The 21,990-nt window shown below is 43.8% G+C and carries 20 protein-coding genes; 13 read left to right on the top strand and 7 right to left on the bottom strand.

Annotated elements, in window-relative coordinates; genetic code table 11:
* Window positions 1-78: 78 nt before the first annotated feature.
* Both D6V41_RS01735 and D6V41_RS01730 read right to left on the bottom strand, forming a co-directional pair.
* The gene (locus D6V41_RS01735; protein ID WP_168710931.1) at window positions 79-1,263 is read right to left on the bottom strand and encodes a retropepsin-like aspartic protease family protein; all 1,185 of its coding nucleotides are present in this window, start codon (window positions 1,261-1,263) and stop codon (window positions 79-81) included.
* Window positions 1,264-1,343: 80 nt separating this feature from the next.
* Window positions 1,344-1,841 carry an acyl-CoA thioesterase gene (locus tag D6V41_RS01730; RefSeq protein WP_136249761.1) on the bottom strand — a complete coding sequence of 166 codons (498 nt, stop codon included), beginning with the start codon at window positions 1,839-1,841 and terminating at the stop codon, window positions 1,344-1,346.
* 163 nt (window positions 1,842-2,004) lie between these two features.
* Between D6V41_RS01730 and D6V41_RS01725 the strand changes: the two genes are divergently transcribed.
* The 3 genes from D6V41_RS01725 to D6V41_RS01715 all read left to right on the top strand — a co-directional run bounded on the left by D6V41_RS01725 (window position 2,005) and on the right by D6V41_RS01715 (window position 4,287).
* Entirely contained in the window at window positions 2,005-2,739 is a 735-nt protein-coding gene (locus tag D6V41_RS01725; protein WP_168710930.1) for an elongation factor P hydroxylase, read from the top strand.
* A complete protein-coding gene (locus D6V41_RS01720; protein WP_136249759.1) occupies window positions 2,730-3,884 on the top strand; it encodes an ATP-NAD kinase family protein in 1,155 nt (384 codons plus the stop codon). Before D6V41_RS01725 ends, D6V41_RS01720 begins: the two co-directional genes overlap by 10 nt.
* 79 nt (window positions 3,885-3,963) lie before the next feature.
* Window positions 3,964-4,287: a YfcL family protein gene (locus D6V41_RS01715; protein WP_168710929.1), complete on the top strand. Its 324-nt coding sequence runs from the start codon at window positions 3,964-3,966 to the stop codon at window positions 4,285-4,287.
* A 4-nt stretch (window positions 4,288-4,291) separates the two neighbouring features.
* On the opposite strand, the gene D6V41_RS01710 is transcribed toward D6V41_RS01715, so the two are convergent.
* Window positions 4,292-5,140 (bottom strand): DUF6544 family protein, encoded by an 849-nt coding sequence (locus D6V41_RS01710; RefSeq protein ID WP_136249757.1) that lies wholly within the window; start codon window positions 5,138-5,140, stop codon window positions 4,292-4,294.
* A gap of 77 nt (window positions 5,141-5,217) precedes the next feature.
* On the opposite strand from D6V41_RS01710, the gene D6V41_RS01705 reads away from it, so the two are divergent.
* Both D6V41_RS01705 and D6V41_RS01700 read left to right on the top strand, forming a co-directional pair.
* Window positions 5,218-5,517, top strand: a complete 300-nt coding sequence (locus tag D6V41_RS01705) for a DUF2845 domain-containing protein (RefSeq protein WP_136249756.1) — start codon at window positions 5,218-5,220, stop codon at window positions 5,515-5,517.
* A gap of 124 nt (window positions 5,518-5,641) precedes the next feature.
* Window positions 5,642-5,812 (top strand): EamA family transporter, encoded by a 171-nt coding sequence (locus tag D6V41_RS01700; protein ID WP_136249755.1) that lies wholly within the window; start codon window positions 5,642-5,644, stop codon window positions 5,810-5,812.
* Window positions 5,813-5,878: 66 nt separating this feature from the next.
* Here D6V41_RS01700 and D6V41_RS01695 read toward each other — a convergent pair whose 3' ends face one another.
* The gene (locus D6V41_RS01695; protein WP_136249754.1) at window positions 5,879-6,931 is read right to left on the bottom strand and encodes a nucleoside hydrolase; all 1,053 of its coding nucleotides are present in this window, start codon (window positions 6,929-6,931) and stop codon (window positions 5,879-5,881) included.
* A gap of 380 nt (window positions 6,932-7,311) precedes the next feature.
* On the opposite strand from D6V41_RS01695, the gene D6V41_RS01690 reads away from it, so the two are divergent.
* The 3 genes from D6V41_RS01690 to D6V41_RS01680 are packed head-to-tail and all read left to right on the top strand — an operon-like array spanning window position 7,312 to window position 9,570.
* Window positions 7,312-7,977, top strand: coding sequence for a FlgO family outer membrane protein (locus D6V41_RS01690; RefSeq protein WP_168710928.1), 666 nt, complete (start codon window positions 7,312-7,314; stop codon window positions 7,975-7,977).
* 3 nt (window positions 7,978-7,980) lie between these two features.
* A complete protein-coding gene (locus D6V41_RS01685) occupies window positions 7,981-8,799 on the top strand; it encodes a FlgO family outer membrane protein (protein WP_136249753.1) in 819 nt (272 codons plus the stop codon).
* Window positions 8,800-8,802: 3 nt separating this feature from the next.
* A complete protein-coding gene (locus D6V41_RS01680) occupies window positions 8,803-9,570 on the top strand; it encodes a FlgO family outer membrane protein (protein WP_136249752.1) in 768 nt (255 codons plus the stop codon).
* Window positions 9,571-9,605: 35 nt separating this feature from the next.
* On the opposite strand, the gene mnmC is transcribed toward D6V41_RS01680, so the two are convergent.
* On the bottom strand, window positions 9,606-11,831 hold the full coding sequence (gene mnmC, locus D6V41_RS01675) for a bifunctional tRNA (5-methylaminomethyl-2-thiouridine)(34)-methyltransferase MnmC2/FAD-dependent 5-carboxymethylaminomethyl-2-thiouridine(34) oxidoreductase MnmC1 (protein WP_136249751.1): 2,226 nt from the start codon (window positions 11,829-11,831) through the stop codon (window positions 9,606-9,608).
* 300 nt (window positions 11,832-12,131) lie between these two features.
* Here mnmC and fabB point away from each other — a divergent pair, with 300 nt between their 5' ends.
* The 5 genes from fabB to D6V41_RS01650 all read left to right on the top strand — a co-directional run bounded on the left by fabB (window position 12,132) and on the right by D6V41_RS01650 (window position 19,805).
* Window positions 12,132-13,346 (top strand): beta-ketoacyl-ACP synthase I, encoded by a 1,215-nt coding sequence (gene fabB / locus D6V41_RS01670; protein WP_136249750.1) that lies wholly within the window; start codon window positions 12,132-12,134, stop codon window positions 13,344-13,346.
* 14 nt (window positions 13,347-13,360) lie between these two features.
* Entirely contained in the window at window positions 13,361-14,110 is a 750-nt protein-coding gene (locus D6V41_RS01665; RefSeq protein WP_136249749.1) for a class II aldolase/adducin family protein, read from the top strand.
* A 120-nt stretch (window positions 14,111-14,230) separates the two neighbouring features.
* Window positions 14,231-15,445 (top strand): 4-phosphoerythronate dehydrogenase, encoded by a 1,215-nt coding sequence (locus tag D6V41_RS01660; RefSeq protein WP_136249748.1) that lies wholly within the window; start codon window positions 14,231-14,233, stop codon window positions 15,443-15,445.
* Between the two features lie 21 nt (window positions 15,446-15,466).
* Complete coding sequence (locus D6V41_RS01655) at window positions 15,467-16,483, top strand: aspartate-semialdehyde dehydrogenase (RefSeq protein ID WP_136249747.1); 1,017 nt, start codon at window positions 15,467-15,469, stop codon at window positions 16,481-16,483.
* Between the two features lie 118 nt (window positions 16,484-16,601).
* A complete protein-coding gene (locus tag D6V41_RS01650; protein ID WP_136249746.1) occupies window positions 16,602-19,805 on the top strand; it encodes a FimV/HubP family polar landmark protein in 3,204 nt (1,067 codons plus the stop codon).
* A 49-nt stretch (window positions 19,806-19,854) separates the two neighbouring features.
* Here D6V41_RS01650 and D6V41_RS01645 read toward each other — a convergent pair whose 3' ends face one another.
* Both D6V41_RS01645 and recN read right to left on the bottom strand, forming a co-directional pair.
* Window positions 19,855-20,202 carry an outer membrane protein assembly factor BamE gene (locus tag D6V41_RS01645; RefSeq protein ID WP_136249745.1) on the bottom strand — a complete coding sequence of 116 codons (348 nt, stop codon included), beginning with the start codon at window positions 20,200-20,202 and terminating at the stop codon, window positions 19,855-19,857.
* A gap of 82 nt (window positions 20,203-20,284) precedes the next feature.
* The gene (gene recN, locus D6V41_RS01640) at window positions 20,285-21,958 is read right to left on the bottom strand and encodes a DNA repair protein RecN (RefSeq protein WP_136249744.1); all 1,674 of its coding nucleotides are present in this window, start codon (window positions 21,956-21,958) and stop codon (window positions 20,285-20,287) included.
* Between the last annotated feature and the right edge of the window lie 32 nt (window positions 21,959-21,990).

The following is a 21,990-nucleotide window of genomic DNA, read 5'->3' as shown; positions in this document are numbered from 1 at the left end:
GAAGCCAAAATGCTTTAAAAACATGCCTAACCCGCGCAAAATAAAGAAATATGTGTAATTTTTTAGTTCGTATATGGCCTATTTTTCAGCTCTGCTAATCATACGCATCTGCCCGTCATTAGCGTTGTAGCTGATATGAAATTGATTAAGTACATTCATACCGAGCAGGCCATCAAAGTCAGGTAAATTCTCAGAGGGAAGGACCATTACCGCAACGTTTGTAAAATTTATCTCACCCACATATAAATTCCTGACTCGATAAACGGGGCTTGAAAGCGCGCCACCGGCTGTTTGCACATTAAACATTCCAAGATAGGTTTTTTCAGAATCATTGATGCTGTCGAAAATACGCTCACTAATTGCGGTAGTCGATGCGCCGGTATCTACTAACATATCAGCTTTAGCTCTGGTGTTTGCGAAACCCACTTCAGTGTAGTACTGCCCTCGACGATTTTCGAGCGCCACTTCATTTCCTTTAATTTCGCGCTCGCCAGTGCTGCTATCTGTCAAATTCTCGGGCGCAAACGTGTCACTCTGTCTCTCCAATGGCGCTTCACGGTTATCCAAACGCGCGTAGATGCTTTCTCTTAACCGCGACGCTCTTGGATCATTGCTTGGTAAAGCAGCCAATGCGTTTTCCATTAAAACCGTTTGTGCTTGCATGCCATATGCTTTTGCCAAAGCGATAATATAACTTCGATTAAGCGGGTCCACTTGCACAAGCGGCTCTAAAAATGTAGCCAGTAGATCCCAGCTACCATCACTGCTAAATTGCTGGATAATCCGTTGCGTATTCGCTTCAATAAGTGTTTTGATTTGAGTGAGTTGTTCTGGGCTGAGCGATTTGTCTAAGAGCCCATAGTAATTAATGAGCGCATTACTTAAAGGCTCGGTAAAGTAGATGGCTTCAGCTTCTAGCAGTAAGGCATCCAAATCGTAAGGATTTTCCCGCAGATAGTTTTTAACATAAAATGCCAATGCAGCATATTGCTGTTCTTTTTTTAGCTTAAGTAAAAACGTCATATCTACGCCGGTATCGGGAACGCTTACTGGCGCTTTACGTTGCGATAATCCTACATCAGTTGGTGGGAGCATTTGCTCAACTTTGGCGGTGGGGATAAGATTCTCGCCTTTGGCTTGCCCATCGTTTTGACTGTTGCCAAGGTGCTCTGAACGCGTGTTATTCCGCGAGTCCTCATCAGCGCTATGGTTTTGTGATTGATGGCCTTGCATCTGCTGGCTAGCATCAACTCGCTGGGACATTGAGTTCAGCTTAAACAATAAAAAAGCATTAAGCGTTAACGATAAAATAAACAGCCAAACTAGCCACGAGCGCATGAGATTTAGTCGCTTAGTTGAGTACTGTCAACAACTTGCGCTCCATAAATCGACGCAAAGTGTTCAGGCATTGGGCGAGGTGCACCACTAGATAGTTTAATACAAACAAAATCGGTCGTTGCGGTTAATAATGTTTTGTGGGATTGCGTTGAAATAAATTGAAATTGCCGTTGCAAGCGAAAGCGTTTGTCACACTTGGTGATCCAGGTTGCACAAGCAATGGTCTCATCTTCATAGGCTGGATTATGGTAATGAATATCGTGATGTTGTATTACCATCGCACGGTCGCATTTTTCATAATCTTCAAAATGCAAACCAAGTTGATGGGAATGCGCCCATGCGGTGCGCTCTAGCTGCTTTACGTAAGCCGTGTTGTTCGCATGTTTATAATGGTCGATATCTTCATGCGTAATATGCCAAAGCACAATGAAGGGGGAAGGGAACTGCCAGTCAAGTTCGTTCCAGTGATTTTGCTCGTCACAACATAGCGTGGTTTCTAGCATCTTTTTCCCTCAATTGTTTAGCGATTATCGAAATATTCTGACAGTTCGGTATACTGCGCCCACTTTCTTAGCGCAAGTGATTATTATTTTGGAGTCAAGCATAAACATGGCATCAGTTTGCAATCTATCAAATCATTCTGCAACTTTATTCGAGAAAAGCCCCTTGAGTAAGCATCGCGAAATGAGTGGAATAGATATTGCGGATATTTTTAATACATGTTTCAGCCAATCTATGAACACACGCTTATTTTGTGGCGCACACGAACCGCTTTACATACCCAATACGGAATCAGTGTTGACGCATTTATATGACCTTAGTTCACTGGGTCAGGTTCAGGAAGAGGGGCAAAATTTCAGATCTGTTGATGTAGTGGATACTGCCAATCAGCCTAACGCAGATACCCAAAAAATTTCTTATCAAGGCGTCTCTAAGCTATCCGACATGGATTCACTTTATAAAAATTGTCATAAGCTATTTTCTCGCTTTGATTATGCATCCAGTGCCTTACATGAAATTGCCCACTGGTGTATTGCCGGGAGCGAGCGTCGTAAAAAGATTGATTACGGTTATTGGTATGCTCCAGATGGACGAGACACAGTTCAGCAACATCAATTTGAAAAAGTTGAAGTTAAGCCTCAGGCATTAGAGGCCGCCTTTGCAAGCGCTTGTGGTTTGCGATTTAGGGTCAGCGTGGACAATTTAAGTCTAAACGATGATGAGCGCGAAACGCTTGTTCAGCGCTTTTCAAAAAGTGTAGAAGCGCAATTAGAAGAATATGCGAAAACAGGCTTTCCCGAGCGCGCTCAGATTTTTATTAATGCGCTGAATGAATATGTAACAAAAACAAGCAATACCAAACTGCCTTGTAAATATGGAGAGCTTGCGCCATGTCTTTAGCAAACAAGCGCATTGAGCGATGCTTTAAATTAGGGCTGATCATCAATCCATTTGCCGGTATCGGCGGAGCCGTAGCGCTTAAAGGAAGCGATGGTAAGCATATTCGACAGCAAGCGCTTGACGCGGGGGCTGAGCAGCTGGCAATGGAAAAAACCTTGCGTGCTCTAAAAGAGGTAAAGTCACTGGTTTCGCAATTTGAGGTGTATACCGGCTCAGGAGATATGGGGGAGACGGTTGCGCGTAAGCTGGATTTAAATACGCATGTTGTGTATCAGGTCAATCAGGCGCAAACCGAAGATACAGACACAATACAATTAGCAAAGGCACTAGTTGAACAAGACGTTGACTTGATCGTGTTTGCAGGAGGCGACGGCACAGCTCGAAATGTTTATTCTGTAGTGGGCGAGCACCGGCCCGTTTTAGGCATTCCGGCAGGTTGCAAGATTCATTCTGGTGTTTATGCAATAACGCCTAGCGGCGCAGGGAAAGTGCTAAGTCAGGTCATTCAGGGCGAGCTTGTGAGTCTTTTTGATGCCGAAGTCAAAGATATTGATGAAGATCGCTTTCGCAAAGGAGAAGTGATTGCGCGATATTACGGTCAAATGCAGGTACCAGCCGAATTAAACTATATTCAAGCGGTAAAAATGGGCGGAAAAGAATCTGACGAGCTTGTTTTGAACGACATCGCAGCCCATGTCATTGAAATGATGGAAGATGACCCGCAGCGCCTGTTTGTAATGGGTTCGGGCTCAACCGTTGATGCAATTATGCAGGCCGCAGCACTTCAAAATACGCTGCTTGGCGTTGATGTTGTGCAGAATATGCAAGCGATCGCATCAGATGTAACAGCAAACGATTTGCTAAAAATCTGTGAAAACAAGAGCTGTAGTTTAGTGATCACGCTGATAGGCGGGCAGGGACATATTTTTGGTCGGGGAAATCAACAGCTTAGCCCAGCATTTATTCGCCAGATGGGCAAAGAGAATATTCATATTGTGTCAAGCAAAAGTAAACTAAATGCATTGGGTAATAAGGGCTTGATAGCTGATACCACTGATGACAACCTTGATAATGAGTTAGCTGGCCCCATGTCAATCATTACAGGGTATAAAGATAAAGTACTTTATTTTGTGCGCACACCATAGCGTGCTTCTTATTGGTGATTTCATTCGTTTTACCCTATTTTTAAATTGCCGATTTAAGTCTCAACTAAAAGGAGAAGTTTTGACAAACCAATTAAAGCTCTCATATGAACAAGAAAACTACCTTGAACAAAAAGAACAGTTTCTAGATCAGTTTATTGAAAGTAACGACGAATATAAGCTGTTTGTTTCCAGTTATATTCATGGTCATTTTTCCGTCGTGGTTGCTAATCTGCCTGAGCATTTTACGGAAGTAGATGGTTTGGAATCGGTCGATTTGGATACATTCTCAACGACTTTTGAGCAAAACCTAAGACGTGACATTGACCAAGCGATTGAGAACAACGAGTTATCCAGTGAAGATGCAGGGCGGGTGTCGGATATGTTGGAAGAATTATTTGCCTAATTGATTATTTTCCATCACTAGGTGCTGGAAAGTTTATATGCGTGACTTTCGCTTTAAAAAACGGAATATAATCATCCGTTCCATAGTGATTTCCAGCAATGACTTTCGTGGGTAAACAGTAACCGCCAAAGCGTTTAAATTCGGATAAATCGCCGCCAAATGGCTGAGAACGATAAACCCGATCAGGATTTTCATTGCTCCATCTTTCAAACACTATCCGCTTGGCCTGACCGTTTGCACTCACAATTACATCTATCGATTGCATGAAATTTTTGTGATGAACGGTCACTCGGACGCTATCTTTTCCCAGTAGCTGCCATTGAACATGCTCATTCGGTAGCATGGTGGCAGGGGCCCAAATCAAACTGTCTGCCAATAGGCGACCGTAAGCAGATCGAAAATGGTCTCGACCAGTTACTCGTGCAACTGGAATACACTTAAATAACCAAAATCGCGTCCATGAAAAATTTTTATACAAGCCATCGGAACCAACAAATAGCTTCATTGAGACTGACCAAACAAACCCATGCGGTGCAGCCAAAATCTGCGTTGCCTTCATGTCGCTATACTTAAGCGGTTTTTTAGTTCCCAGCGCAAGCTGCCCAGTCATGGATACTTCAGTATAATTGTGTAGTGGCGTACCTTCGGCGATTGCGTATTTAAAAAATCGTTGGGCGGGTTCAGGCAAATCTTCAATTAAACTTAAATCAAACAAGCGAGGATCCATGTTTGCGGCTTTTAAATCGTTGAAAATCTTTCTTTCCCAACGTTTATCGTTCCAACGCCATAGCGCTAGGGAAAGCACTAGAGCACTAAATACGACAATAGGTGTCCAGATCCAAATCTGATTCATAGTGAATTTATAATAATAAAAATTCAGCTTATAATAAAAAAGCGTATCTATCTTCGCTAGGTCAATGTGAGTGAGTTATGAAAATTTTTGCAAGTGTTGTATTCACAATTTTTATGTTTATGAGTCTTTTGTCAGAGGCTAACTCTTTTCGCTGCGAAAATGGTAACTTGGTAAGAGAAGGGGACCTTAGCTTAGAAGTTATCTCAAGTTGTGGAGATCCTGATGCGCGAGAATATGTAGGGAAAGTTAAAATTAATGGGAAGTACGTAAACGTTGATCAATATTTATACATTCCTGCGAAAGGTCAGTTTGTCAAAATCATAGAATTTCATGACGGCAAAGTGGTAAAAATTACCAATGGAAGACGCGTGCAATAAGTCTTTGACAAAAACGTTTAAACTGGTTATGTCCCAACCATACCTGACGATTGCAAAACTCGACTGGAATTAAACATTTTTACTAGTGTGGTTCAACACTGTTTTGTGTTGAAGTAGATAGGATTTGAAACATCAAGCAAACGAATTTTTTGCTTTTGCTCCTATGTTGACCATGGTGCTTGCCTGGTGGATACTGGGCCAGGTTCCCAATATTTATCAGGTAGCTGGGGTTATCCCGATTCTCATTGATAGTTATTTAATAACGCGTCAACAGCAAGTTACATCTAAGACCTAAACATATTTTCTTACTATTAATTGCTCAATCTAGATGGCATTTGTGGCTATTGAATCGGTTCTAGCGTTAAGCCATTTCTTTGCTCAGCAGTTGTTGCGTCAAAAAATCTTCAAATTTTTCCAAGCTTTTCCATCGAATTGCGACCTTGCAGGAGTAGGGACCATTTTCGTCTCGCAAAGTATAGCCTTTGTCATCAACAGAGAAACGAATAGTTTCATAATCTAATAGGCTGCCATCATAAGCCATATAAACCGCCACATCGTCGAACAAAGTGGAACTTGCGGTGGCGAAAAAGTCACATTCCATCCAAGGAACGCGGGGCGCCCAGATGCAGTAGTTTTCAATCACAGAGCGTAATAAATCATCATCGGTGGCTGACCAAATTTTATAATAATTTTCGCCTTTCAGATGCACTAAGCCACAGGTATCCAATGGCGTAATGACTGCGCTTTTCCAGTTTGCAGTCATTAAAGTGCGAAATGCATTTACATCCACGCGAACATTGGTTTCTGCGGATATTTGTGGATTTCCGCCATAGCCAAAGTCAAAACTGCCGTACATGCCGTAAAACTCGCAATTTTGTGCAATTTCAGGCGCACGTTTTAAGGCTTCAGCCAAACTGGGGGCAGGACCAACGGCAATTACTTTGACTGGGACGACGCTAGATTTAATCAAGCGAATAAAGGCATCGATACCTTCTTTATGGATCGTGCCGGGGAATTGTTCTAAATCGTAATTTTTGACCCAGGGGCCTTGATGGCGATGTTCATCCCTCATCACGCCAAAATCACGACCTAAGGCAATTTCTACATCTGTTCGCCTGGCGGCTTCGAGCATTTTTGCGGTAACCAAAGCACGATATTCGGCTTCGCCAGTTTCAGTCAGCACCATTTTAAAGTCCAATTGTGGCACCCGCAAAATATGCGCTAGCGCCCAAGTATCATCAATATCGCTGCCAATATCCGTGCACAGTACAGTAGGTGCGGTTGGTTTGTTAGAACTAATAGCAGTGGTCTGGGTTGCGCCAATTTGGCTATTTTTTTGACTTATTTGTGCCAATGCAGAAGCACTACTTATACAAGCAACTGCGCCTGCTAAAAAACGACGTCGATTTATCATTCACATGACTCCACTAAAAATTATCAAAACACTAGGGCGTGTTCAGTTCCAAAAAACAGATTCAACCTTGTTAACACCAAAACGGCAAGTAAAGTCGCCATTTTTTTTACAGGCGGCAATCCTTTTCCTCTTTCAATGCTTACTAACAAAAACGTTTGGCTAGGGCGCTTGGCAATTTGCTCCATTTATATGCTTCATGAAAACAAATTATTGCTAAATCACCGTGTTTTCGCATCTTGGAATTATTTTTGCAAAGCCTGCGGTTTAACAGCATTCAATCAAGGCTGTTTCCAGGATTTCAGTTGAACGTCAAACGCGGCATTAAACACTTCATTGTTTTGAATCGAGGCGTTCTACTTACTTTATAGCAGGTAGTTATTATGAAAAACGCCTTACACAGTATCGCCAATATTATTATGAGCATCTGCTGTTTGCTTCTTATTTTAAGCTTAAGCGCTTGTAATTTGACGCAGCTTGTCTCATCAGAGGCAAATGTGGAACCGACACAAAAGCATCGCTCAACGGCGCTTGGAAATGCCGAATTGTATACACATAACCTAGCAAATGAATTGTTCGCTAATATGAATGCCGACAGGCAATATCGCTATGCGGTTGTTGGCTTTGTGCCCGTGACGTCCATGAAACAAGATTTGTCGCAGCAATCACCCTTAATGCTTTTAGGGCATCAATTAGAGCAAGGGCTAATAACAGAAGTGCTTCGCAGAGGTTTTATTGCGCAAGACTACAAAGCCACCAATACAATTATTATGGCTGATGATTCAGAGCGAGCCTTGTCCAGAAACGTCGAGCACCTTCGCGCTATTCAAAATATCGATTATTACATTACCGGCACAATTACCGAGCAGGAAACTGGCGCAATGGTAAATGCCCGAATTATCAATGTGAGAAACAAAGATGTAATAGCTGCGGCAACCTCATTTTTTCCGGCAGAGCTATTCTGGCAACAAGAACAAGTGAGTTTACGAAACGGCATGCCGTATCGAAGCAATAAGCCCAATCAACATTATTTAAAATCTGGAGAATAAGCCATGAAATACATAGTTCTTATCGTTGGGTGTTTTTTACTAGCTGCCTGCTCATCAATGCCGGGTATGGATTATTTTTCAAACCAAGATGCAGCCCAATCGGATGTAAATGATGAAGTCGGCTCGAGTGATGCAGTAAGGGGCATTGTTGATGTTCAAACTCAAGCGCCTGCTCAAAGCGCTTTCGCGCAGTCGGGAATGCAGCAAAGCCAATTACCTCAGCAAAACAAAGGACAAATTCCTCAGGCAGGTGGTATTGATGCATTTGGCTCTATTGAAAAGCCTAACATGATAGGAAGTACTCCCGGAGCATTTAAAAGCTTGCCGCTTACCCGTCACGTTGGATATTACGTGCGCAACATGGCGCAAGACTTGGTGGGTAATATGGAATATGTCACAGAGCGCACTCCCGTAGCGGTCACCCATTTTTCACTTATCGATAGCGACTTACGTGAAACAAATCTGTTGGGTCAGCAAATGGCTGAATCCTTTGTGCACGAGTTTCACAAATTTCGCATGCCGGTGGTTGAGTTTAAAGCAACGCAATTTATTCGAGTAACTGAAACGGGCGATTATGTGCTCTCTCGCGACTTTTTGGATTTAAACAATAACACGCCTATTCAATATGTGTTGACAGGCACAATGACTAAGCATCAAGGCGGATACATAGTAAATGCAAGAATGTTGGGAATGGAATCAAAAGTCGTAGTGGCCAGTGCGCAGAGCTTTATTCCGTTTTATGTTGTTGATGCCTTAATACCCAGCGAATCCAGCCGTCAAAATGAAGTGGTTGATGGCGTTCGCATTATTCGTGGAGAATAAACAATGCGAATTCGCCAACTGCTTTTTTTAGGTGTCGCTGTTTCTGCTTTAATGGGCTGCGCGGCAGGAAAAATGCTTATGGCGGGCTATACGCCGCCACAAACGATTGCTGATTTGTTGAATGAACAGTACGCGATGGCAGGGGAGTTACCGCCAGAATTAGCGCCAAACGGTCGAGAAAATAATCCAATTGGTATCGAAAATTATGCAGACGATACTTTAGGAAATACGAACGAAGCGCTTGACGTGAGTACAGGAAATGCCGACATCTATGGCATGTCTGCATACCGACAGATTGAATCCTTTCGTCCACGTTTTACCTACAAAACCTTAGACGACTACGCAGGACAGTTAGCCATGTCGCTTATGCAAAATCGTATCGCTTTGGGTAAGCACACAAAAGTTGGCATAAGCTCCTTCGTTAAACTGGATTATAGCCTTCAAAATACAACGGTTCTAGGCAATCAGCTAGCCGAACACCTTATTTCAAATATGCAACAACTGGGCTTGCCGGTTGTGGATCACAAGATTATGCCGGCTTTGACAGTCACGGAGCGCGGAGATATTGCGTTTTCAAGAGATGTGATGCAACTGTCTGAAAAAAATATAATGAATCACGTCCTGTCGGGCACCCTTATTCAAAAATCGAATGGCGTTTTTGTTAACGCGCGTATTATTTCACTTGAAACGCATCAAGTGGTATCGAGTGCGACGATTCTTATACCTGACTTTTTATCTGAGCAAATAAACGCCGGTTTTGCCTATCGCTAACACATCTGCCTCTTATTGCTGTTACGCCACTAAAATTAAGGGTAGGGAGTTTGACGGGTCAGGGCTCTCATTAAAAAGCGATTTGGACTCAGTGCATTGAGTAGCGGTATGCCAAGGGGAAGCGGGCGATTCATAATTTGCGAAACAAGTGCATCAGCCAGAATTGGAGCACTAGTGATGCCCCTGCTTCCTAGAGCGCCTAAAATATAAACGCCTTCAACGTTCTTAGCCTTCGGATAGTTATGGGCAGGTAAAGCTTTGTACAAATCCTTGTACTGTTCACACTGCTTATCGATGTTCGGCAAGGCTCCCATTAACGGAAGATGGTCAGGCGTTGAGCAACGAATGGCGGCACGCCCTGCAAAGCGCTGTGCATCGGCCTTTTTTAGTAGTTGTTCAAACCACGCGTTAGGCGCGTTACTTTTTCCTTTTCCTTCTCTGTCTCTATCTATATCACTATCGCTTTCACAGTTAGCTGTGCCTTCCTTTAGCACGGCATCTTTTTTCGTGACACCATTTCCCATGGCATTGAGATGCATACTTATATTGATGCTTCGCTCGCTGGCGCGATAATCCGTATTAAGATCATTTTTGATATAAGTTGAGCCTAGCGCGTGACGCTCATTTACCGCTGGCGTGAAATATCCCTTATGACACAACACAGTACTAAGCTTTTTTGATTCAGTCGTTGCGGGTATAGCTTCGACTTGACCACGTGTCATACGCATCGGGATGTGTTGTTTCAAAAGCGCGGGCGTACTATGACCTGTGGCAAAAATAAGGGCATCTGCATGTAGTGAAAACGCCTTGTTTTCACCCTCCGGGTTAGTTAAATCCACTGTAACGCCAGTTTTATCGGATTGATTCGCTCCTACTGCATCTGCGTTTATCACTTGATAGTCGCTTACCGCAGTCGAATAAAGGCAGTTTAGTCGTCCTGTTGCACTGGCGGCATCTATGAGCGCCTTCACCAAACTTGCGGGGGCAATCCATCCAGCTAGCGGTAAAAACAAGGCATCAAAGTCGACTTGTAGATTGGCAATAGCGCTAGCCTCTCTAGCGTCTACCCCGTAGGCAAGTTCGTCTGGCCAGAGTGATTTGTCGAGCATTTTATTCAGGCGAGTTTGCGTATTTTCATTAAACGCCAATTGCAGCACGCCGCACCAGTTATGATCAAAATTTAGTCCTTTTTGCAGTAAATCATCATAAAAGCGTCGGGCATATAAAAATGCGTGTACAAAAAACTGGCTGTTAATGCCCGCTTCTGCGTTTAGTTGCGGGTAAAAACCACCAACTGGATTGCCCGATGCTCCTTGCGCCGGCCCGGCGTCTTCGCAGATAAGCGAAACGTTGACGCCTAAATTGGTAAATTGATACGCCAATAGCGCGCCAGCAAGGCCAGCTCCTGCAATGGCGACATGCTCTGGGGTTTGAGAAGGTGCTTCACGCCTAAACCAAGGAGTTGCTTTTGTTGTTTTTGCCGGTGATGCTTTTTGTACTAATAACGACGCAGTCTCCAATCCAGCTTTTTCTCCCCTAAAGCGTGCGGTAATCATTTCACGTTTCCGGCCAAAGCCGGGAATTTTAGTAACTTCAAAACCGGCGGCCTGGAGCGAGCGTTTAACAAAGCCAGCAGCCGTAAAGGTAGCAAGACTCGCGTCGGGTCGAGAGAACTGTGCCATCTGCGATATGGCACTTTGCGACCACATATCAGTGTTCTTACTTGGCGCAAAACCATCTAAATACCAGGCATCTACCAAGCCGTGCTCATAACAATTAATATCAGTAAACATCTCGTTGATATCACCAAAGGCCAAATCCAGTACCACAGCGTCTTGCAAATAATAACTACGATGAATACCTTCCAACGCAGGTGGGTAATTGGTGATGAGTGCTTCAGAATACTGGTGCAGTTCAGGTCTCTGTTCAGCTATCATTTTTAGGTCTTCAAGGCGAAGCGGGTGCTTTTCAAAACTGATGAAATGCAAACGCTTGAGAGGTGAACAGGGATAGTTCTTCCTGAAAGCATCAAAGGCTTTAAGTGTCAGCAAAAAATTTAGGCCGCTTCCAAACCCTGATTCCGCGATGCAGAAGCTTGCATCTTGCCAACTAGCCCAGCGTTCGCTTAAATGATTGCCGTCAATAAAAACATACTGACTCTCTGCAATACCATCCTCATTTGAGTAGTAAACGTCACCATATTCCTTCGATTGTGGAGTGTTATAGCCATTAAATTGAATGTCTGCAGGACGTAATTTCATATAGGTGAATTTATACTCGACTAAAATTTTTGCTTAAAAAAGTGTGAAAAGTTTGTAAAGCCTTCATCAATGATTAACAATCAACACTTAATTTGTGAATTATATTGTGACAGTATACGCCTTACTAAAAACTTAAGGGCGGGAAGTATAAAACCTTAAGCTTTGTTTGCAAAAAGAATCCGTTCATCGGGAAGAAATACGGTATCAGCACTAAACGCACCCGCTATACCGGTGAGCATTACAATAAGCATTAACATAGAACGCAATAGACACAGCAATCCATATAATAAAAGGTGAAAAATGAAACGAGCGGTGATCACGGGCCTAGGCATAGTATCAAGCATTGGAAATAATGTTACAGAAGTTACTGAGTCACTTCGAGAGGGAAAGTCAGGGAACCGTTTTTCAGAGCAGTTTGCCGAAATGGGAATGCGTTCTCAGGTTTGGGGCAATCCTCAAATTGATTTAAAAGAACACATTGATCGCAAAATGCTTCGATTCATGGGAGATGCAGCAGGTTTCGCTTATATTTCAATGCAGCAAGCCATTGCCGATGCCGGTTTGGATGAATCACAATACTCAAACGAACGAGTAGGTATCATTGCAGGCTCTGGCGGTGCATCCTCAGATAATCAGGTTGTATCGGCTGATACGCTTCGTGAGAAGGGCGTTCGCCGCATTGGTCCTTACATGGTTACCCGATGCATGGGAAGCACCGTATCTGCCTGTTTGGCGACCCCCTTCAAAATTAAAGGCGTCAACTATTCGATTTCTTCAGCATGCGCAACAAGTGCACACTGCATTGGCCATGCGTGGGAGCAAATACAGCTGGGAAAACAAGATATGATTTTCGCAGGTGGTGGAGAAGAGTTGCATTGGGCGCTTTCAAGCCAGTTTGATGGTATGGGGGCCTTATCTACTAAATATAATGATAACCCCTCAGTAGCATCTCGTACCTATGATGCTGACAGAGATGGCTTTGTCAGTGCTGGCGGCGGCGGAATGGTCGTAGTTGAAGAGTTGGAACATGCGCTTAACAGAGGCGCAAAGATTTACGGTGAGCTTGTTGGATATGGCGCAACATCAGATGGTTATGACATGGTGGCACCCTCAGGGGAGGGAGCGATCCGCTGCATGAAACAAGCGCTTGCCGGACTAGATGCACCGCTTGATTATTTGAATACGCACGGAACTTCTACGCCCGTGGGAGACGTAAAAGAGCTGGAGGCCATTCAGGCTCTATTTGGCGATAAAAGCCCGGCCATCAGCGCCAGTAAATCAATGACAGGCCATGCTTTAGGCGCAGCTGGTGTTCATGAAGCCATTTACTCTTTACTTATGCTGCAGCATGGTTTTATCGCGCCATCTATCAACATAGATAATCTGGATGAAGCGGCCAAAGGGCTTGATATTGTAACCAGCACGCGAGAGCAAGCGCTGGATTTAGTGATGTCTAATAGCTTTGGTTTTGGTGGTACTAACGCTTCGCTCGTTTTCAAACGCTATAATCCCTAAGAGTATGAAATTGCATGAGCATTAAAAGTAAAGTGAGTGAACAAGAGTGGCAAACGCGAGTTAACCTGGCTGCCTGCTATCGAATGGTTGCACACTATGGATGGGATGATTTGGTGTTTACGCACATTTCAGCTCGAGTACCAGGGCCGGAGCATCATTTTCTCATTAATCCTTATGGTATGTTGTTTGAAGAAGTGACCGCATCGAGTCTGGTTAAAGTTAATTTAGCGGGTGAAAAGGTCATGGAGTCGGAGTTTGATATCAATCCGGCAGGCTTTACCATACACAGCGCAGTGCACGAAGCCCGCGAAAATGCCAAGTGTGTTATGCATTTGCATACCACTGCCGGTGTGGCAGTTTCAACTTTGATCAACGGCTTGGAACCTTATTCACAACAGTCGCTCTTTGCCTTAAGTTCTTTGTCTTATCACGATTATGAAGGGGTGGCATTAAATCCCGATGAAAAATCGCGCTTAGTAGCCGATTTGGGAGACACAAATTTCATGATTTTACGTAATCATGGCTTATTGACCTGCGCTGAAACCATAGCAGATACATTTTTGGCAATGTTTATTTTGCAGCGCGCCTGTGAGATTCAACTTCAGGCTCAAGCGACACATCAACCTTTAATTCCTATTGATGAGCGTATACTCGCTGCAATTCGGTCGCAGGCAAGTGAAGTCACTAAAAATGCGGGTGGGGCACTCGCGTGGCCCGGTATTTTGCGAAAATTAGATAGAATGTGTCCTAAATATAAAGAGTAAAGCATGATCCTGCGCGAGCAAGGCTTAATTTAAACGTCGTGCCGCGCAACTATTCCCTAGCGACCTGCCACCGTGTCTTAGTAAGTCTTACAGTAAGTGTATAAATAAGAGTTAAATGACGTGAATATACTTTACGACGATAATATGCCTTACGCTGAGCATTTTTTTCCAGAGCTTGGCAATGCAAGAGCCTTTAGTGCCGGACATTTAGGCCCGCAAGATTTAGCGGATTGCGAAGCCTTGCTTGTGCGCTCAACAAGCAAAGTGGATAAAACCCTCCTTGACCAGGCGCCTAAACTTAAGTTTGTAGCGACCGCAACGGCGGGCTTTAATCATCTGGATTTGAATGCCTTAAAGCAAAGAAATATCACTTGGTATGCTGCCGGTGGTTGCAATGCCAGAGCCGTAGCGGAATATGTTATCAGCACCTTATTTACCCTAGCAGAAAAAGAACAGTTCCAACTATCTCGAAAAACGATAGCAATTGTTGGCGTGGGAAATGTAGGAAGCACCTTATCCAAGCTGCTCAACGCCCTAGCGCTTAAAGTGATCGAATATGACCCGCCCCGAGCCTTGCGCGATAGCGATTTTACAAGTGCATCCTTTGAAGATGTATTAAACGCCGATGTAATCAGTTTACACGTACCCTTGGTCAATACTGATGAAGTACCAAAAGCGCATCATACCTATCATTTGTTGGGCGAGAATGAGCTTAATAAATTAAAGCCAAGTCAAATTGTTATCAATGCGTGTCGCGGCGAAGTTCTTGATAATGAAGCCCTGCTGGCTCTGGCAAATGAAAAAAGCCAATCATCGACAAAGCTGCCTGAGCTATTGCCGACCTTTGTACTCGATTGCTGGGAAAATGAGCCATACATTAACAAAGCCCTGCTGCCTTATGTGAGATATGCAACAGCGCATATTGCTGGCCATTCTCTTGAAGGGAAAGCAAATGGCACAGAAATGGTTTATCAGGCGCTTTGTCAATTTTTGAAACAAGCGCCGAAAACGCGCTTAGTGGATTTTTTGCCTGCTTATTCAGTGGACACAGAGTTGCTCGCATTTTTAGCGCAACCTAAGAATAGATATGCTAATCAGACCATTGTCGCAAATTGCATTAAATCTCTGTATGACATTGAAAATGATGATAGTTTTTTTCGTCATCACATGGCAAAATCAGAGACCTTTTCTGCAATCAGGCAAAACTACCCAATTCGCAGAGAATGGCCAGCCGCGACCATAAAAATTAAAGCAAATAGCGCGGGTGAACAAGTTGCTAATATACTTGAGAAACTTGGTTTTTCACTTTTTTACGATACACAACAGGCGCAATGAGTGCTCTAAGGAATTCAAAATATGTCGAGAGTTTATGATGTTGCCGTACTTGGCGCGACGGGTTTAGTCGGCCAGACCATGATGGATATTCTTGCCCAACGCAAATTTCCAATTGGGAAACTCTATCCGCTTGCCAGTGAGCGTTCAGCAGGTGGCGAAGTAGAGTTTAACGGTAAAAAAATCAAAGTCTTAAATGCAGATACTTTCGACTGGAGCTTGGTTCAACTCGGATTTTTCTCAGCAGGCGGAAGCGTGTCTGCTAAATTTGCTCCGCTAGCAGCCGAGGCAGGATGCGTGGTTATCGACAATACTTCTCAATATCGCTACGAGCCGGATATTCCGCTGGTGGTTCCAGAAGTAAACGCACATGCGCTTGCTGACTATCGTAATCGCAACATCATCGCCAATCCTAACTGCTCTACCATTCAAATGGTTGTTGCTCTAAAACCTATCTACGATGCGGTAGGAATAGAGCGTATAAATGTAGCGACTTATCAGTCGGTTTCAGGAGCGGGGAAATCGGCAATGGAAGCACTTGCCAGGCAAACTGCCGAGCTGTTAAATGCGAAAGAAGTCACCGGTGATGAGTTTAGTCGGCAAATTGCATTTAATGCTATACCGCAAATTGATGTGTTCATGGATAATGACTATACCAAAGAAGAAATGAAGATGGTGTGGGAAACCCGAAAAATTATGGGCGATGAATCGATCCTTGTAAACCCAACCGCTGTGCGCGTACCGGTATTTTATGGTCACGGTGAAGCCATCCACATCGAAACGCGAGATCAAACGGATGCTGAACATGTTAAACAACTGTTAGCAAATGCCCCTGGCGTCAAGCTGTATGAAGAGCGTGAAGCTTTTCCAACGCAGGTAAGCAACGCAAGCGGAAACGATGAGGTACATGTCGGGCGGATCAGAAACGATGTATCCCATCCGCGCGGCATCAATTTGTGGGTAGTGTCGGATAATATAAGAAAAGGCGCCGCGACCAACAGCGTTCAGATTGCAGAAGTACTGATACGCGACTATATGTAAATATTTCGATGCATCAGCCGATAAACGGCTGATGAGCATCGTTTTTTCGAAAAAACCAAGGAGATTAGCAAGCCAGGCTTGCGGTAACTTTCGGAAACTGTAGGAGCAGGTAAGAGTTTTGAAATCGACCATACGTTCGTGGCTAACAATCAGCACCTTATTTGTTATGCTGTTTTGCAGTTCTGCTAGCACGCAGGCGCAGGTACAGCTTCAAGGTCCGCCAGCATCTGCAGATGCCTTTTCTGGCGTTGTTTATGGTCCTATCGACGAAAACGATACCCTGTGGCGAATTGCAAGCCGCTACAAGCCAGAATCTGATTTCACTGTCTACCAGGTTATGTTGGCGATTTATCAGTTAAATCGTCAGGCTTTTGAGAACGGTAATTTTAATACCATGGTCAATGGCGCAACCCTGCAACTTCCCACCGATAGCTTTATTGCGCGCATGGATCCGCAACGAGCAAGAGCGAAAGCAGAAGCAGACGACAGGGCCTTTGGTCGCGTTAATTCAGTACAGCCAGAGCAAGTATTGGCCGAAGTTGCCGCAGCAGAAATCGAACCTGACGTTCCCTTGGTGAATCAGGAAGACTTATCGAATACCAAACAAGAGTTACAAAGGCAATTAAACTCGCTCAACAGACAGCAAAATCAACAGTTTAACGAAATAAAAGAACAGGTTTCCGCTTCAATTACGAATGTTCAGGCGCTGATTGAAGAAAACCGGAAACTCTATAGTCAATTAGATAAAGTCAATCAGGATATTTCCGAGCTTCGCACAAAAGTAGAAGGGGAAGTGCAAGGTCAAATAGATGAGCAACTCGCCTTACAAAAGGAGTTGATAGACTTAGTCAAAGCTGCTGAATTGAGACAGCAAGCCAATGAAAGCCAATCATTTTTAGCCACCTTATCCTCTCCGCTGATGGTGGGTGCCTTATCCTCCATTTTCATTATTGGTGTGTTGAGTATTTTAGGTATCTGGTTACTTCGTAAACCCAAAGAGGCCGAACAGGCAGCATCATCTAATGAAAAACCTCAGAGCGCTCCTGATATCGTCGATGATGAGTTGGTGATTGGTGAAGCTGACGATGATGATGACCTTATGGCAGCGCTTGAGCAGGAAATGGGCGATGATGATATTTTATCTTCTGAGCTTGAAGATGGCTTGGATGAACTTGGCGTAGGCGAGACGGATCTTGACGATGAAGACGACATGTTGGTACCTGATGCAAAAACAGAACGTTCGCAAAAAGCACAGGAAGTCTCAGAAGAAATTAGTTTTGATGCCGATTCAATTGACCTTGATGATGACGACTTTGATAACGAAGAAATTGATCTAAACCCTGGCGATGCTGACGCTTCAAAAGCGCCGGAAGGCAAAAAGCCCCAAACAGAGTTTGTAGAAGACCTGACAAGTGATTTAGATCTAAATGACTTTGATGAAAAAGAAGATGAACCGCTATCAGAAAGTGATGTAAGCGCCGATTCACCGGGCCAGGCGGAAGCATTACAGCAAGCCGCCGAGGATGCAACGCACGATAGCGATGTAATTAGCGATGTAATTAGCGATGCAATCGACAATGAAAAACGCGAAGCGGAATCAAGCGACAGCCCGATTGAAGGCGAGCAAGAGCCTGCCAGTCTTTTGGAAGACGATGCTGATGACAAAAAAGAGGGAGGCGCTACCAATAAACTGGCATCCGTTGGCTCTGCTGTGCCTCAAGGCGTACCCCTAGATGAAAGTGAAGATTTGAATGAAGACGCCATCGAACAAATCGAACAAACGGTGAATGAAACGACTTCTGAGTTTGAGCGTTTATCTGGTGAATTAACTGAAGAGCTCGATAAGCATAGCGGCCAGGACGAAGACGAAGGAGAGGACCCAAGAGAGGAGCCGAAAGAGGACGACACTCAGCCAGAGACTGATGAGCCGCTTACCAGCTATGCCGAAACAGATAATGCCGAAATAGATAATGCCGAAACTGATGATGCCGACACAGACCATGCAGAAACAGAGCAAGCAGAAACTGAAAAATCCGAATCTGAGCAAGTAAATTCTTTAGAAGCTGAATCTTCAGCGTCAGATAACGCAGCAGAGCAAACGCAAGAAGAGGGTCAAGCTCAAGAAGCGCTTGATGAAGAAGAAAAAGCAACGGAGCTTGATTCATTAGCCGATGAATTGCTTGATGAGCTTGAACAAGAGCAGGCAAGTGAAGAGCTCGACGAACTACTCGATGAATATATGGAAAACCCGGGCAGTGACCTTGAAGATTTAAGTTCTGAGGGAATCGACCTGGCAAGTGACGAAGACAATTTTGATAATGAGAATGAGGATGCGTCAAACGCCTTAGCTGACGAGCTCCTTAGTGAGCTAGACGATGATTCGCTATCGGATGATGACCTGGACGCTTTACTTGATGAATTTACTGAAGAAATGGCATCTGAGCAATCTAGCGAAGGCAAAGACTGGAGTGATAGTGACGCGTTGCTGGACGATATTCCATCGTTAAGTGAGATGGGCAGAGAAAACGATGACGAGCCCATTCAGCAAGAAGCTGTAAAGCAAGAGCTTGCACAAGATGATGCAAAAAATGAGGAATATAGTCCCAAAGCCGAATCGCAAGAAGACGATGCTTTTCAGCAAGCAAATGAGCTCAAAAATGATGAGGAATCTGAGGGGAAAAAAGATCTTGAAAGTCTGGATGAAAACGACGATGTTTTGTCTGACTTACCGGGCCTCGATGATTGGCTTGACGATGAAGACGATGCGCTTAAAAGCGATTTAAAAAAGTTTGAACAGGCAAAAGATAAAGACGAGCTGGAAGTACTAAGTGACCTGGATAATTCCGACTTTGATGATTTGCTCTCTGAACTTGATGCAGGTGATGAGAAAATCGTGCCTGAAGAGCGAGATGCGCGAACTGAGAAAGAAATCAATGATTTGACTGAAGCAGGTTTGGATATCGACGCCCTTATGGCTGACGATGAAAGCCCAGAAGAATCTGTTGAAGACTTTGTAAATGTAGATGATTTGCTCAGTGAAAGCGAAAAATTAACGCCCATGGAAGATGACGAACTTGAACTGAATCTTGATAAATCGCTTGATAAGGTAATGCCAAAAAAAGACGTTGAAGATAAAGGCAATACAGAGTTTACCGATGAAAGCGATGATCAGGCAAGCAATCTTGATTTAGCAGAAGTCTATATGGACATGGATGATTTTGAAGCAGCAAGAGAAGTATTAGAAGAAGTTAAGGAAAAAGGTAATCAAGCGCAAAAACAAGAAGCGCAAAACCTCCTCGACAAAATCAACGCTGCGAATTGACATTCTTACAGCATAACATTTACTGTATTTACTGTGAAAAGTGTACCGCTTAGGAAAGCGGTACCTCAAATTCTTCAGGTTTGTCAAAGTCGCCTTTCATGTTTACTAACTTGTCATCCTCAAATGTGAGTACAAGCTGTTTTTTGACATCTTCACCGCGCTTTCTCATACCGCGCTTCATTTCGTAGTAGTAGTACCAATTATCATCATCAAAAGAATCTTCTACCACCGGATTACCTAATACAAAGCGCACCTGTTCTTTTGTCATCTCAACGCGGAGTTTATCCACATCTTTTTGTTCCAAAAAGTTACCTTGGGGCACATCTATTCGATAAATCCAATCTGTGCAGCCTGTTAATAGGGTAAACGACAAAAAAACTAGGGTTAAAAACTTCATATTACATCCATATCTGAAAAACGCCTGCGATACTACATCACTTGCATCTGACCATGCAATGCCTAATTGGTTCTAAAAGAGCCTAGTGTTTAAGTAGATCTTTAGCGTTTGCAATCGCTGTGTCGGTAAGTTCATCCCCTGCCAATAGGCGTGCAATTTCGTTAACACGCTCTTCTTTAGTCAATTTAAGCACTTTGGTTTCAGTGGTTTTTCCATCAGTGAGTTTAGTCACAAATAATTGGTTATGACCCTGTGCAGCTACCTGGGGTAGATGGGTTACACAAATAACCTGTGACTGTGCGCCGAGCTTTTTCAAGAGCTTTCCAACTACCGAAGCGGTCTGTCCGCTTATTCCTGTGTCAACTTCATCAAATACCAAGGTAGGAATACTGTAATCGCGTGAGCGAATTACTTGAATGGCTAAACCAATTCTTGCCAGTTCACCTCCTGATACAACCTTTTCCATAAGGTCGGGCGCTTGTCCAGGGTTAACGGATACCAATAAGCGTATTTCATCATTGCCTTTCGCATTGGGTTTTGCCTTTGAGTCAAAAACCACTTGTGCATTCACAACCGCATGCGGCAGATTCATTTCTACTATGCTGCTTTTGATCTCGTCAGCCAACTTGCCAGCTGCTTTTGTCCTTGATTGATGCAGGTCTTGCGCATATTTTTGATACGCTTCAAGGCTTTGTTTACACTCTTGTTCAAGCGCATCGAGTGAGGCTTCCTGGCTTTGTAAATTAGCAAGTTCTGCGGCCAGTTCGCTATGAATGTTATGTAATTGTTCCGGGTTCACGCCATGCTTTCTGGCCAAATCTAAACTCGTTGCGTAGCGCTGCTCAGTTTGTTGAAGCTGCTCAGGATCTGCCTCTAAGCTTGATTGATAGTGACTTAGCTCTGTGTAAGCCTCCTGAGCCTGTATGACTGCATTTTGTAGCAATTCATAGGCGCCTTGGAGATTTTCATCCGTATCAAGCTGCTCCTGAATATCTTTAAGTGCCATATTCATTAAAGAAAGTGCATTAGCGTTTTCATCGTCTTTCAATAAATAACAGGATTTTTCCGCACTTTGTAGAAGTTCCTGTACTGAGTTTAAGCGTTTAAAATCAGCTTCTAATTGTTCAAACTCACCCTCTACCATCGCAAAAGCATCAAGCTCTTCCACTTGATACTGCAACAAACTGACGCGATCCAGTCGTTGTTGCTGCGCTTCCTGAAGTGTTCGTAATGCTTTAGACTGCTTTTGATAGTCTGTGTAGGCTTGTTTGGTGGCGTCTAGCTTGTCTTGGTGTTGAGCAAAGCCGTCTAGCAGCGCCAACTGATTGTCCGCTTTTAAAAACTGATGATGGTCGTTTTGTCCATGGATATGTACCAGTTTACTTCCAAGCTGTTTAAGCTGACTTAGGTTTACTGCAACGCCATTGATGAAAGCTTTAGAGCGGCCTTCCTTGCTCACTACACGTCTTATAAAACATTCGTCTGGATTATCATCTTGAATGAGCATTTCTTCTGTAAGCAAGGCTTTTACTTTTGGGAGCTTACTTATATCGAAGTGGGCAACTACTTCTGCGCGTTCGGCACCTTGTCTGACAATATTTGACTCAGCTCTGTCCCCAATGCACAAGCCTAAAGCATCCAAGGCAATGGATTTACCTGCGCCTGTTTCACCGGTAATTGCGGTTAGGCCTTGAGCGATAGATAACTCAACCTGTTTTACAACCGTGAAGTTTTTAATATCAAGATGAACCAGCATAAATTAAGCTCCAAAAATTAATACTGATAATA

This window comes from Ningiella ruwaisensis (assembly GCF_004798935.1).
In the GTDB taxonomy this organism is placed as follows: domain Bacteria; phylum Pseudomonadota; class Gammaproteobacteria; order Enterobacterales; family Alteromonadaceae; genus Glaciecola; species Glaciecola ruwaisensis.
Note: the sequence above shows the minus strand (reverse complement) of the source record. Positions and strands in the feature narration are given on the sequence as shown.

Coding starts and splice junctions, on each gene's coding strand:
- D6V41_RS01680 (WP_136249752.1), top strand. CDS start 8,803: ATGCGAATTCGCCAACTGCTTTTTTTAGGTGTCGCTGTTTCTGCTTTA.
- D6V41_RS01730 (WP_136249761.1), bottom strand. CDS start 1,841: ATGCTAGAAACCACGCTATGTTGTGACGAGCAAAATCACTGGAACGAA.
- D6V41_RS01655 (WP_136249747.1), top strand. CDS start 15,467: ATGTCGAGAGTTTATGATGTTGCCGTACTTGGCGCGACGGGTTTAGTC.
- mnmC (WP_136249751.1), bottom strand. CDS start 11,831: ATGAAATTACGTCCTGCAGACATTCAATTTAATGGCTATAACACTCCA.
- D6V41_RS01710 (WP_136249757.1), bottom strand. CDS start 5,140: ATGAATCAGATTTGGATCTGGACACCTATTGTCGTATTTAGTGCTCTA.
- D6V41_RS01690 (WP_168710928.1), top strand. CDS start 7,312: ATGAAAAACGCCTTACACAGTATCGCCAATATTATTATGAGCATCTGC.
- D6V41_RS01665 (WP_136249749.1), top strand. CDS start 13,361: ATGAGCATTAAAAGTAAAGTGAGTGAACAAGAGTGGCAAACGCGAGTT.
- D6V41_RS01735 (WP_168710931.1), bottom strand. CDS start 1,263: ATGTCCCAGCGAGTTGATGCTAGCCAGCAGATGCAAGGCCATCAATCA.
- D6V41_RS01720 (WP_136249759.1), top strand. CDS start 2,730: ATGTCTTTAGCAAACAAGCGCATTGAGCGATGCTTTAAATTAGGGCTG.
- D6V41_RS01645 (WP_136249745.1), bottom strand. CDS start 20,202: ATGAAGTTTTTAACCCTAGTTTTTTTGTCGTTTACCCTATTAACAGGC.
- D6V41_RS01705 (WP_136249756.1), top strand. CDS start 5,218: ATGAAAATTTTTGCAAGTGTTGTATTCACAATTTTTATGTTTATGAGT.
- D6V41_RS01685 (WP_136249753.1), top strand. CDS start 7,981: ATGAAATACATAGTTCTTATCGTTGGGTGTTTTTTACTAGCTGCCTGC.
- fabB (WP_136249750.1), top strand. CDS start 12,132: ATGAAACGAGCGGTGATCACGGGCCTAGGCATAGTATCAAGCATTGGA.
- D6V41_RS01695 (WP_136249754.1), bottom strand. CDS start 6,931: ATGATAAATCGACGTCGTTTTTTAGCAGGCGCAGTTGCTTGTATAAGT.
- recN (WP_136249744.1), bottom strand. CDS start 21,958: ATGCTGGTTCATCTTGATATTAAAAACTTCACGGTTGTAAAACAGGTT.